This window comes from Zobellella denitrificans (genome assembly GCF_002237365.1).
Classification (GTDB): Bacteria; Pseudomonadota; Gammaproteobacteria; order Enterobacterales; family Aeromonadaceae; genus Oceanimonas; species Oceanimonas denitrificans.
On sequence record NZ_NMUO01000008.1, the window covers coordinates 58,927 to 69,868 of the forward strand.

Genomic DNA, 10,942 nt, shown 5'->3' on the forward strand with positions numbered 1-10,942 from the left:
TGGTCTCCTTAAAATTTAATCCGGGCACCCATCAGCAGGGCGTCGATGTCTTCGGTGCTGACGCCCGGACGGCTCAGATCGTAGTTGCGGTAGCCAAGATAGGCCTCGGTGGCCCAGCGGTCGATGTTCTGCACCGCCTGCAGACCGTAGGAGCGGCCCTTGTCTCCCGACAGCTCCGCATGTTCCGTGCGGTGGTAGTCGAGGGAGAGGGCGGTTTCGCCAAAGCGGAACCAGTGCTGGCGGTAGCCTAGCTTGCCATAGTAGAAGCGGGGATCTCCGGCGGTGTCCAGCTCCCGGCGGCCGGCGGCCAGGGTGAGGTTGAAGCCATTGTCGAGCAGGGCGGACACCGAGCCGTTGACCTGGCCGTCGTTGTCCTTCTGGTTGGAGTAGGCGAGGGCGGTGGCGAGGGTGAAGAAGTCGTATTCCGCCGAATACTTGAGCGCGGTATCCCAGGCATCGTTTTCCACGGTGCCGACCGACCAGGTCAGGCCGGCGAAGCTCGGGGTGTCGTAGCGCAGGCGATCGCGCCGGCCCAGTCCGTCCAGGTTGATAAAGGTATCGCCCACGGTGGACTCGAGCAGATTGCCGTCGCCGTCCCGGAAGCGGATCCCCCCGGCGATGTCGCCGGTGCTGGAATAGCCGGCCAGCGCAGTGCCCGAGAGATCCATCTCGGAGCTGTCTTCGCTGGCGGTCCAGCCCTGGCCTAGCCAGAGTTTGCCGTAGCGCTGGTGATCGAAGTAGATCTCCAGGCGGCGCTCGCTGATGGTGTCCCCGGAAACGCTCTCGTTTTCCTGGTTGACGTCGGCGGTGGAATTGGACTCAAGCTGCAGTTCGATGGCGGTGCCCACGGTCAGCTCGTTGCCCACATCTCCCTCGCCGATGAGGCGGACGCGGGTGGAGGAGGCGTCGTTATCGACATGGTAGAGATCGCCGTCCCGGCCGTCGTCCGCGTACAGCAGGGCCCGATTGACATGGCCCGACAGGGACAGGCGGATGCTGTCGTTGCCGGAGGTGACGCTACGGCTGGCGGGGGTTGTGGCCGCCGCCCGGGTTTCCGCCGCCTCCGCCCGGGCTTCGGCCTGGGCGGTTTTGGTTTCGAGTTGTTCTATGCGGTTCAGCAGGGCGTTGAGCTGGTCCTTTAACTGACTGAGCTCTTCCGCGTCACTGGCGGCCTGGGTCGAGGGGGTGAGCGCGAGGGCAACCAGGCTCGCCACCAGGGTTCGAGTTCCTTTCATGGTTTTGCTCCACTGCAATTAATGATTATGTATAGGGCTGTGCCGGCGCCGTCTCCTCATGGGCATGGCGAGTCGCTACCACAGCGGTATGTTAAAGAATAGTTGCGTAATGCGATTGCGTCGCGATGGCGCGGCCACTTTTCGGGGCCGGGCCAACAGGCTCACCGGGAAGAGGGTCGGCCGGCCAACGGCCGGGTTCCTGGCGCGGTATAGGGTTTCCCGCCGCGCCTGCTTCCTGCTATGCTCAGGCTGTTAACAAAGGAGGGCCGGATGCGCATATTGTTTGCCCTGCTTGGCAGTCTTTCATTGGGGTTGGGGGTACTGGGCGCCTTTTTGCCGGTGTTGCCTACCACGCCCTTCGTGCTGTTGTCGGCCTTTCTGTTCGGCAAGTCTTCGCCCCGGGTGCATGCCTGGCTGGTCGGCCATCCCTGGTTCGGTGGCATGATCCGCGACTGGCAGGCTCATCGCGGCCTGCGTGCCCATGTGCGCAGAAGGGCCCTGCTGATGATGGCCCTGAGCTTTTCCTTTTCCATCTACATAGTGCCGCTGTGGTGGGTCAAGGTAGGCCTGGTGCTCACATTTTTGGCGCTGCTGGTGTGGTTTTTGCGCTTGCCCCTGGTGCCCGACCAGCCCGCGGTTGCAATGAAACAGCCTAGGCCCTAAGCTAGCCGCAATTCAACCTGATATGCCATGCCCGTGCCATACCCGGGCCTAACAAGGCTGCCTGTCTCATATGAAACAAGAAACCCTTAAGCTGATTGCCGACAGTATCGTCTCCATTCCCGATTACCCCAAGCCGGGCATCATCTTTCGCGATATCACCAGCCTGGTGGAAAACGCCGAGGCCTTTCGCCTCACCATAGACACCCTGGTGGAGCTGTATCGCCACTCCGGTATCAACAAGGTATTGGGCACCGAGGCCCGCGGCTTTATCTTCGGCGCCCCGGTGGCGGCCGCCCTCGGGGTGGGCTTTGTGCCGGCGCGCAAGCCCTCCAAGCTGCCGCGGGAGGTGATAGAGGTGGCCTACGATCTGGAATACGGCCAGGACAAGCTGCAAATCCATGTGGACGCCATCGCGCCCGGCGAGAAGGTGCTGATCGTCGACGATCTGCTGGCCACCGGTGGCACCGTGGAAGCGGCGGTCAAACTGGTGCGCCGTTGTGGCGGCGAGGTGCAGGACGCGGCCTTCGTCATCGGCCTGCCGGCCCTGGGCGGCATGCAGCGACTGAACAAACTGGGCGTCAAGGTGACCAGCCTGGTCGAGTTCGACGGCCATTAATCGCCGATGAGTTATCAGGTTCTTGCCAGAAAATGGCGCCCCCGCCGCTTCACCGAGGTGGTGGGCCAGCAGCATGTGCTCACCGCCCTGGTCAACGCCCTGGCCCAGGGACGGCTGCACCACGCCTACCTGTTCAGCGGTACCCGCGGGGTGGGCAAAACCTCCATCGCCCGCTTGCTGGCCAAGGCCCTGAACTGCGACACCGGCGTCACCGCCGACCCTTGCGGCAAGTGTGCCAGTTGCCAGGAGATAGAGCAGGGCCGCTTCGTCGATCTGCTGGAGATAGACGCGGCCAGCCGCACCAAGGTGGAAGACACCCGCGAGCTGCTCGACAACGTGCAGTACCAGCCGGCCCGGGGCCGCTTCAAGGTGTACCTTATCGACGAGGTGCACATGCTGTCCCGCCACAGCTTCAACGCCCTGCTCAAGACCCTGGAAGAGCCGCCACCCCATGTGAAGTTCCTGCTGGCCACCACGGATCCCCAGAAGCTGCCCATCACCATCTTGTCCCGCTGCCTGCAGTTCCACCTGAAGAGCCTGGAACCGGATCTTATCGACGGCCAGCTGCGTCACATCCTGCAGCAGGAGCAGTTGCCGTTCGAGCCCGAAGCCACCGCCGCCCTGGCGCGGGCGGCCGACGGCAGCCTGCGCGACGCCCTGAGCCTGACCGATCAGGCCCTGGCCTTCGGCAACGGCGAGGTGCGGCTGGCGCAGGTGGAGGCCATGCTCGGCAACCTCAACCGCCAGCAGTTGCTGGCGCTGGTGGAGGCGGTGCTGGCCGGCGACGGAGAGGCCCTGCTGGCGCGGGTGGCCGAATTGGCCAGCCTGGGGCCGGATTACGACCAGATCCACAAGGAGCTGATCGGCTTCTGGCACCAACTGGCGCTGGCCCAGGTGGTGCCGGCCCACAACCTGCCCCATGCCGCCGAACTCAACCGCCTGGCGCCGCTGGTCGCCCCCGAGCAGATCCAGCTTTACTACCAGATCTGCCTGCAGGGCCGCAAAGATCTGCCCTTCGCGCCCGACGGCCGTTCGGCGCTGGAGATGACGTTGCTGCGCGCCCTGGCCTTTCGCGCCGAGGCGCCGAGCGTGGTGAGGCCGGCTGTTGCGGCAGCTGGTGCCGGAGCTGCTCCCGTAAAAAAGCCTGAGCCGCCGTTGCCCGAGGCCGCCCCCGAAGGGGCGGACGACGACGAGGCCATGGCGGCCAAACTGCTGCAGGAGCAGGCCGAGATCCTGACCGAGGCCGGCCGCATGGGCCATCCGGCCACCCTTGCCAACGGCGAGGCACCGGCTCAGGCTGTTGCGCAACCGCAACCGCAACCGCAACCGCAACCGCAACCGCAACCGCAACCGCAACCGCAACCGCAACCGCAACCGCAACCGCAACCGCAACCGCAACCGCAACCGCAACCGCAACCGCAACCGCAACCGCAGGAGCCCGCCCAGGAGAGGGCGCAGCCGGCCGCCTTGCCGCCCGCGGGGGCTGCCGCCAGCGAGGTGTCGCCGGGCGAAGCCTTATCGGCGCCAGCGCCGGTGGTGGACGAAGCCGCCGCCGAGGTGGCCCGCATCCGTCGTCTGCTGCAAACCCGTAACCGGCTGCGTAGCCAGGAGCCGGAGAAAACGGCCACACCGGTGGTCAGGGTCGAGCCCAGGGCCGAGGCGAGGTCACCGGCGGCCCCGCCTGTCAGCGCACCGGCAACGCTTGCGCCAGGCTCCGTGGCCACGGCCCCGCAAAGGCCCATGCCGATGCGGACTCCCGTCGAGAGCGGGCCGGCGGCGGACGAATTGCCGCCGCTCGATGCCTACGAAGACATGCCCTGGGACAACGACGATCTGCCCCCCTGGCAGGACGAACCCATGGCGATCGCAAGCGCCCCCGCCGAGCCGATGCCCGCCCGTACCGGGCCGGCTCCCGTGCCGAGCGCCGTGCCAGAAAAAGCGCCGCCCAAGGCGCAGCCAAGGCCGGCAACCAGTTCCCAGGCCAAGCCCCCGGCAACGGGCCTGGCCAGGGCTTCGCACAACGATACCGGGCCGGCGCCACTCAAGGCCGCCAGCCTGCTGCCCCAGGCCGAGGACGAATGGACCCGGATGGTGGCCGCGTTGCCCCTGGGCGGCCTGCTGCGGCAACTGGCCATGCACAGTACCCTGGAGCGCAGCGACGCCGAGTGGCGGCTCTGGCTGCGCCCGGCCCACCGCCACCTGTTGACCGACAAGACCCGGCAGGAACTGGAAGCGGTGCTTAAGGAGCAGCAGTCCGCGCCCGTCCGCCTGACGGTGGAAATAGGCGAAGGGCAGGGGCAGACTCCTTTCGAAATCGAACAGCTGCTGTACCAGGCGGCCAAAGCGCGTGCCAGGGATGAAATAGAGGCCGATGATGCGGTACAATTTTTTATCTCGCGCTTTGCCGCCGTGCTCGACAGCGACAGCATCGAACCCATGGCGCAGTAAGGCACTGCGTTTGTTAACCCATCAATTAAGAGTGACAACCTATGTTTGGTAAAGGTGGACTTGGAAATATCATGAAGCAGGCCCAGCAGATGCAGGAAAAGATGCAGAAGCTGCAGGAAGAGCTGGCCCAGATGGAAGTGGTGGGTGAGGCCGGCGCAGGCCTGGTCAAGGTGACCATGACCGGCAGCCACTCGGTACGCCGGGTCGAGCTGGACGACAGCCTGCTGGAAGACGACAAAGAGCTGCTGGAAGACCTGATGGCCGCCGCCGTCAACGACGCCGTGCGCCGCATCGAAGAGCAGAACAAGAGCCGCATGGCCGAACTCACCGGCGGCATGCAGCTGCCCCCCGGTTTCAAGATGCCGTTTTAAAGCCTGAAGCCGTGAGCTGGAAGCTGGAAGAATTAAGATTGACGTCTGCCAACAGCCGTTTCAGCTTCTAGCTTCTAGCTTCTAGCTTCTAGCTTCTAGCTTCTAGCTTCTAGCTTCTAGCTTCTAGCTTCTAGCTTCTAGCTTCTAGCTTCTAGCTTCTAGCTTCCAGCTTCCAAAGAGTCCTGTCATGCGTTTTAGCCCCCTGTTGGATGAACTGATCAAAAGCCTGCAAGTCTTGCCCGGGGTCGGGCCCAAGTCGGCCCAGCGGATGGCCTTTGCCCTGCTGGAACGCCAGCGCGCCGGTGGTCGCAAACTGGCCCACGTGCTGGAGCAGTCGCTGGATCGCATCGGCCATTGCCGCCAGTGCCGGACCTTTACCGAGGAAGAAATCTGCCCCATCTGCGCCAATCCCAAGCGGGCCCTGGGCGGCCAGCTGTGCATCGTGGAGAGCCCGGCCGACGTGGTGGCCATCGAGCAGACCGGCCAGTTCCAGGGCCGCTACTTCGTACTGATGGGCCATCTGTCGCCCCTGGACGGGGTGGGGCCGGAAGAGTTGGGGTTGGACCGGCTGGCCGACTGGCTGGCCGCCGAGCAGTTCGAGGAGCTGATCCTGGCCACCAACCCCACGGTGGAAGGGGAAGCCACCGCCTACTTTATCGCCGATATCGCCCGCAGCCACGGGGTTCGGGTCAGCCGCATCGCCCATGGGGTGCCTATCGGCGGCGAGCTGGAACTGGTGGACGGCAACACCCTCAGCCACTCCCTGATGGGCCGCAAGGCGTTCGCCGATTAAAATCGAGCCTGCCGTAGGGTCCACTTCAGTGGACCTTTCCGCCAACGGCGCCGGGGTTTGGTCGACTGAAGTCGACCCTACAGACACCTCCATCCGTAGGGCCCATTTCAATGGGCCGTTCCGCCAACGGCGCCGGGGTTTGGTCGACTGAAGTCGACCCTACAGACACCTCCATCCGTAGGGCCCATTTCAATGGGCCGTTCCACCACCGGCGCTGGGTTCGGTCGAATAAATTCGACCCTACAGACACCTCCATCCGTAGGGCCCATTTCAATGGGCCGTTCCGCCAACGGCGCCGGGGTTCGGTCGAATAAATTCGACCCTACGGGGATCCTGCGGGCAGGAGCGCTCGGCTCAGGGATAAAACGTCAGGTTGGCGATACGCACCAGCACGCCCGCGAACAACAGTATGCCGCCGTAGCGCAGCCACTGGTATTCGCTTAAGGTGAGATCTTTTGCCCGGTTGAAGACGATCTTCGGCAGGGCCAGCCAGTCGTGCTTGCGGCTGCCGTAGCGCAGGGTGCCCACCAGCACCAGGATCAACCCGGCCAGCAACAGCAACACTTCGATGATTTTCAGCCAGTGCATGGCGCTCCTTCCCGGCACCGCCTCGGCGCCTTATTGTTAACAGCTTGTTGCGACCAGTGTAGCCGGCCGGGCGGGCACCCGGCCATTAGCCAAAGGTCGCAGGCGCTAAATGACCAGGCTATAGAGGGCCACCGGGCTGAGCCGGGCCAGGGTCTGGGCGGCGGTGTCGTGCTGGCGGATGCCGGCTTCGGCTTCCACCATCACCGCCTGGCGGATCCGCGCCGGCGTCGCGCCCTGCAGCAGCACCTGGCTCAGGGCCAGCTGCATGGGGCTCAGGCTCGGGTTGAAGGCGGCGTTTTCCAGGTAGCGGCCGCGGCAGACGCGGCCGTCGTCCAGCAGCAGTGCCACCCCGGCCCGGTTCTGGCTGTAGGGGGCGTAGCTGGCGTTGGCCTCCGCCAGCGCCGCCAGCAGCAACGGATCCTCGGTATCGAAGGCGAGGCTGCCGGCCGGGGCGTTGAGCATGCCGCCATCAATGCCCAGATCCGCCGGGCCGAAGGCGTGGGGCAGCAGCTCGGCCAGGCTCTGGCGCGTCTGGGGAAGGACGATGGCCAGGCTGTCCTGGTTCAGTTCGTTCATAAACTGGCGGCAATGGCCGCAGGGGCTGGCGGTGACCACCACCTTGTCGATACGCCTTTCCCCCCACAGGGCGGCATGGCCGATGGCGGACTGCTCGGCGTGCAGGGAGTGGTTGAGCGGCAGGCCGTCCACCTCCAGGTTGGCGCCCAGGTACCAGTGGCCGGAGTCGGCGATGGCCAGGGCGCCGACCCGAAAGTGGGAGACCGGCACCAGCGCCTTCTGCTGGGCCAGGGGCAGCAGGGCCAGGGCCAGCTCGTCCTGGCCGAGGCCGGTGGCCTGTTGCAGGGCGTCTATCTGCGCCGGGCTGAAACGGCAATGGGTGTCGAGTTGCAGTTGTTGCAGTGCCTGGTCGAGGGGTTGGGCCATCACAGCCTCCTTGAGTGGGACTTTAGGACATGAACCAAAGGTACAGATGAAACAGCGGCGGGGCCAGCACGGCGGTGGCGATGCCGCACACCACCATGGCCAGGGAGGAAAAGGCGCCCTGCACCGCGCCCACTTCGGCGGCGGCGCCGGTGCCGATGGCGTGGGCGCCGGCGCCCATGGCCAGGCCCTGGGCTTCCGGATGGTGGATGCCCGCCAGCCGCATCAGCGGAAAACCGAGGATGGCGCCCATCATGCCGACGATGATCACCAGGCCGGCGGCGATGGCCGGAATGCCGCCCATGGCCTGGCTTACGCTCATGGCCAGGGGGGTGGTGATGGACTTGGTGGCGATGGAGGCCAGCAGCGCCGGGTTGGCGTGCACCAGGCCGCCGATCAGCAGGGTGGTGCCCACCGAGATCAGCACCGACAGGCTGCAGCACAGCAGTATGGGGCCCAGCTGGCGGCGGATCTTGGCCGCCTGCTGGTAAAGGGGCAGGGCAAAGGCCACCACGGCGAGCTCCAGCAGCAGGCTGAGCGGCCGGGTGCCGGCCTGGTAGTCGGCGGGATCCTGGCCGGTGAGCAGCAGCAGGCCGATGATGGCCAGTGCCGGCAGCAGTATGGGGTTGACCAGCGGGCTTTTCAGCCGCCGGGCCAGCTTTTTCACCAGCAGGTAGAGCAGGGCGGTGAGCGGAATGGCGAGCCAGAGCATCATGACTGCAGCCTCTGGTAGAGCCGGCCCACCACCAGCAGGATCAGCACCAGGCCGCTCAGGGCGGAGGCGATGATAAGCCCGATCCCCTCGCTCAGCACGTCCACATAGCCGAGCAGGCCGGCCGCCACCGGGATGAACAGCAGCGCCATATGGCGCAGGATCAGCTGGCCGCCATCGTGCACCCAGGCCAGTGGAATAAGCTGGGTGCTCAGCAGGAAGAACAGCAGGAAGAGGCCGAGGATACTGCCCGGAAAGGCGAAGGGCAGCAGGGCGGCGGCGCCCTTGCCCACCAGCAGGCAGGCCAGGATCACCGCAAAGTCGCGTATCAGTTTCATGGCGTCACTCACAGGGACTGGACGTAACGGGCCACCGCCTGCAGCAGGGCCAGCTTGCGTTCATCATCCTGATGCTCGATCACCAATTGTTCCAGTCGGTGCATATAGGGCTCGGCCTGGGCCTGCAGCCGGTCCTGGCAGTGCAGCCGCCAGCGCTGCCACTCCTGCTCGCTCAGGGTATGGGGATAGTTGCGGGCCCGGTAGCGGAACAGCAACTCGGGCAGGCGGGCATCGTTGAACTGCAGGGGCAGCTCGGCCAGGGCCTCGGGGCGGCTGGTGCGCACCATGGCCATGGCGGCCTTGTCCGCGTCGTTGAAAAAGCCGCCCTGGTAGAGGGCCGCGTCCACATCGCTCACCGGCGCGAACTCCCGTTCCTGCTGGTACAGCTCCACCAGCTTGGCACGGATCTCCGGGTGGCGGCGCAGCAGATCCAGGCTCTGGCGGCAGCGGGCGCGATCGATGCCAAGCTGGTCGGCGCGGCTTTCGGTGAGCGCCGCCGCCTTGGCCAGCACCGGGCACTTGTTGATGTGCACCAGCTTCACCGGCACCGGGGCCAGCTCGCCCAGATCTTCCCGCCGGGTATAGAGCCGCTCGCGCAGTTGCTCCACGTCCAGCTCCACCAGGGGGCTCAGATCCATCGCCAGGTTGACGCAGATCACCGCGTTGGCGTTGTCCGGGTGCCAGGCCAGGGGGGCAATCCAGCTGGCGCAGCCCTGCCAGGCCGAGAACATGCCGGACACATGCACCAGGGGCTTGTTGCCGATCACGTCGATCAGCGCCTTCACCTTGTGCTTGTTGCGCAGCTCGAACAGGTAGTCGAACAGCCTGGGCTGGGCCTGGCGCAGCAGCCGGGCCAGGGCGATGGTGGCGCGCACGTCGGCCAGGGCGTCGTGGGCGTTGCCGTGGTCGATGCCGTTGGCCGCGGTGAGGCGCTCCAGTTTGAAGCTGGGCTTGCCGTCCTCGTCTTCCGGCCAGTGGATGCCCTCCGGGCGCAGGGCATAGAAGGCGCGCACCACGTCCAGCAGATCCCAGCGGGAATTGCCCTGCTGCCAGCTGTAGGCGTAAGGGTCGTAAAAGTTGCGGTACAGGGTGTGGCGGGTCACCTCGTCGTCGAAGCGGATATTGTTGTAGCCGAGGATGCAGGTGTTGGGTTTGCTGAACTCGTCGTGGATGCGGGCGATAAAGTCGGCCTCGCACAGCCCTTCCTGCTGGGCTTTCTGCGGGGTGATGCCGGTGATCAGGGTGGCCTCGGGCGAGGGCAGGTAGTCCGGCGGCAGGCGGCAGTAAAGCATCAGCGGCTCGCCGATCTCGTTGAGTTCGGCGTCGGTACGGATGCCGGCGAACTGCACCGGCCGATCCAGGGCCGGATTGACCCCCGCCGTCTCATAATCGTGGAAGAAGAAACTGGGCTGTGCCTGCTCGCTCATGGTTGTTCTTTTGGAAGTGCCTGACGGGTACCGTCATTATGCGCGAGCAAGGCGGTGAACCCAAGTCGAGAAGGGGACTAAAGCGGCAGGGAAGGCACGATCGACTGAGTTTTGTCCGCCAGCAGGCAAAAGGAGAGCAAAAAGGCCGGAGCTGGTCCGGCCTTTGGGGATGGGATCACTCGGCTACGTCTTCTACCGGCTCGTAGTCTTCGTCGCCGCTGCCGGAGGCCATGGGGGTACACAGGCGGTGCACGCGCTTGGGACCTATGACTTTCAGGTATTTCAGCCAGACTTTGGCATGGCGGCTTTCAGGGGCTGCCCCTTGCTGAACCTGCTCGATAAAACGTTGCTCTTCATCGGTGGCCGGCGCCCGCTGACCGGTATACAACCCCAGCATGGCATGGCCGCATTGCTCAAGCAGTTGGGCTTCCGCCACCGTAAACTCGCCGCAACGACGCAACCCGCGAGGGAAGTGGGCGAAGTCCTGAAAAGGCTTGGGTGACTCAAAGCTCATATTCACTCTCACTCTAAGTGGCTCTATAGATCGCGGAAAGTATGGCACCGCATGCCGGTACGCAAAATCAATTTTCTGCATGAAACGTGAAAAATATTTTTACGGATGTTTTGGGACATCGGCTGTCGCCTTCGGCGGGTTCGGTCCCGTTCCTGCGGGTGCCCTTTTGGGGACGCGGACAGGTGGCCCGGGCAGGTGGTTCTTTTTCACATTTTGAGCTGCCGGCGAAAAGAGGGGGGGGTGGGTTGGTGGGTGGCGTCTGTGTTTTAAAAAACGAAAATGTGCGTGGTGGATGTAG

13 protein-coding genes are annotated in these 10,942 nt (G+C 64.9%); 6 read left to right on the plus strand and 7 right to left on the minus strand.

All coding sequences use genetic code 11. From position 1 onward, the window contains the following. Positions 1–8: 8 nt before the first annotated feature. Entirely contained in the window at positions 9–1,235 is a 1,227-nt protein-coding gene (locus CGX12_RS03395) for a porin (RefSeq protein ID WP_142995567.1), read from the minus strand. A 270-nt stretch (positions 1,236–1,505) separates the two neighbouring features. On the opposite strand from CGX12_RS03395, the gene CGX12_RS03400 reads away from it, so the two are divergent. The 5 genes from CGX12_RS03400 (at position 1,506) to recR (ending at position 6,126) form a co-directional block, all read left to right on the plus strand. Then, on the plus strand, positions 1,506–1,898 hold the full coding sequence (locus CGX12_RS03400) for a YbaN family protein (protein ID WP_094038496.1): 393 nt from the start codon (positions 1,506–1,508) through the stop codon (positions 1,896–1,898). A gap of 70 nt (positions 1,899–1,968) precedes the next feature. After that, complete coding sequence (gene apt / locus CGX12_RS03405; RefSeq protein ID WP_094038497.1) at positions 1,969–2,514, plus strand: adenine phosphoribosyltransferase; 546 nt, start codon at positions 1,969–1,971, stop codon at positions 2,512–2,514. A gap of 6 nt (positions 2,515–2,520) precedes the next feature. Continuing rightward, positions 2,521–4,962, plus strand: a complete 2,442-nt coding sequence (gene dnaX, locus CGX12_RS03410; RefSeq protein ID WP_094038498.1) for a DNA polymerase III subunit gamma/tau — start codon at positions 2,521–2,523, stop codon at positions 4,960–4,962. A 41-nt stretch (positions 4,963–5,003) separates the two neighbouring features. Continuing rightward, positions 5,004–5,333 (plus strand): YbaB/EbfC family nucleoid-associated protein, encoded by a 330-nt coding sequence (locus tag CGX12_RS03415; protein WP_094038499.1) that lies wholly within the window; start codon positions 5,004–5,006, stop codon positions 5,331–5,333. Positions 5,334–5,520: 187 nt separating this feature from the next. Further along, entirely contained in the window at positions 5,521–6,126 is a 606-nt protein-coding gene (recR, locus tag CGX12_RS03420) for a recombination mediator RecR (RefSeq protein WP_094038500.1), read from the plus strand. Between the two features lie 354 nt (positions 6,127–6,480). Here recR and CGX12_RS03425 read toward each other — a convergent pair whose 3' ends face one another. From CGX12_RS03425 to CGX12_RS03450, 6 genes are all read right to left on the minus strand, one after another. Beyond that, the gene (locus CGX12_RS03425; protein ID WP_094038501.1) at positions 6,481–6,714 is read right to left on the minus strand and encodes a hypothetical protein; all 234 of its coding nucleotides are present in this window, start codon (positions 6,712–6,714) and stop codon (positions 6,481–6,483) included. Positions 6,715–6,819: 105 nt separating this feature from the next. Beyond that, positions 6,820–7,656 carry a cytidine deaminase gene (gene cdd / locus CGX12_RS03430; protein ID WP_094038502.1) on the minus strand — a complete coding sequence of 279 codons (837 nt, stop codon included), beginning with the start codon at positions 7,654–7,656 and terminating at the stop codon, positions 6,820–6,822. Between the two features lie 22 nt (positions 7,657–7,678). Then, positions 7,679–8,368 carry an LrgB family protein gene (locus tag CGX12_RS03435; RefSeq protein ID WP_094038503.1) on the minus strand — a complete coding sequence of 230 codons (690 nt, stop codon included), beginning with the start codon at positions 8,366–8,368 and terminating at the stop codon, positions 7,679–7,681. Further along, positions 8,365–8,703 (minus strand): CidA/LrgA family protein, encoded by a 339-nt coding sequence (locus CGX12_RS03440; RefSeq protein ID WP_094038504.1) that lies wholly within the window; start codon positions 8,701–8,703, stop codon positions 8,365–8,367. The genes CGX12_RS03435 and CGX12_RS03440 overlap by 4 nt, the downstream gene beginning before the upstream one ends. Positions 8,704–8,711: 8 nt before the next feature. Then, a complete protein-coding gene (gene sbcB / locus CGX12_RS03445) occupies positions 8,712–10,130 on the minus strand; it encodes an exodeoxyribonuclease I (RefSeq protein ID WP_094038505.1) in 1,419 nt (472 codons plus the stop codon). Between the two features lie 175 nt (positions 10,131–10,305). Next, positions 10,306–10,644 carry a MaoP family protein gene (locus CGX12_RS03450; RefSeq protein ID WP_094038506.1) on the minus strand — a complete coding sequence of 113 codons (339 nt, stop codon included), beginning with the start codon at positions 10,642–10,644 and terminating at the stop codon, positions 10,306–10,308. Between the two features lie 86 nt (positions 10,645–10,730). Here CGX12_RS03450 and CGX12_RS20045 point away from each other — a divergent pair. After that, on the plus strand, positions 10,731–10,942 hold a 212-nt coding region (locus tag CGX12_RS20045; protein ID WP_217898112.1), incomplete at its 3' end, for a hypothetical protein.

What these genes read in the sequence shown, in the direction of transcription:
- CGX12_RS03425 (WP_094038501.1), bottom strand. Translation starts at nt 6,714, where the DNA reads ATGCACTGGCTGAAAATCATCGAAGTGTTGCTGTTGCTGGCCGGGTTG.
- CGX12_RS03440 (WP_094038504.1), bottom strand. Translation starts at nt 8,703, where the DNA reads ATGAAACTGATACGCGACTTTGCGGTGATCCTGGCCTGCCTGCTGGTG.
- CGX12_RS03415 (WP_094038499.1), top strand. Translation starts at nt 5,004, where the DNA reads ATGTTTGGTAAAGGTGGACTTGGAAATATCATGAAGCAGGCCCAGCAG.
- apt (WP_094038497.1), top strand. Translation starts at nt 1,969, where the DNA reads ATGAAACAAGAAACCCTTAAGCTGATTGCCGACAGTATCGTCTCCATT.
- dnaX (WP_094038498.1), top strand. Translation starts at nt 2,521, where the DNA reads ATGAGTTATCAGGTTCTTGCCAGAAAATGGCGCCCCCGCCGCTTCACC.
- CGX12_RS03450 (WP_094038506.1), bottom strand. Translation starts at nt 10,644, where the DNA reads ATGAGCTTTGAGTCACCCAAGCCTTTTCAGGACTTCGCCCACTTCCCT.
- CGX12_RS03435 (WP_094038503.1), bottom strand. Translation starts at nt 8,368, where the DNA reads ATGATGCTCTGGCTCGCCATTCCGCTCACCGCCCTGCTCTACCTGCTG.
- CGX12_RS03400 (WP_094038496.1), top strand. Translation starts at nt 1,506, where the DNA reads ATGCGCATATTGTTTGCCCTGCTTGGCAGTCTTTCATTGGGGTTGGGG.
- CGX12_RS03395 (WP_142995567.1), bottom strand. Translation starts at nt 1,235, where the DNA reads ATGAAAGGAACTCGAACCCTGGTGGCGAGCCTGGTTGCCCTCGCGCTC.
- cdd (WP_094038502.1), bottom strand. Translation starts at nt 7,656, where the DNA reads ATGGCCCAACCCCTCGACCAGGCACTGCAACAACTGCAACTCGACACC.
- recR (WP_094038500.1), top strand. Translation starts at nt 5,521, where the DNA reads ATGCGTTTTAGCCCCCTGTTGGATGAACTGATCAAAAGCCTGCAAGTC.
- sbcB (WP_094038505.1), bottom strand. Translation starts at nt 10,130, where the DNA reads ATGAGCGAGCAGGCACAGCCCAGTTTCTTCTTCCACGATTATGAGACG.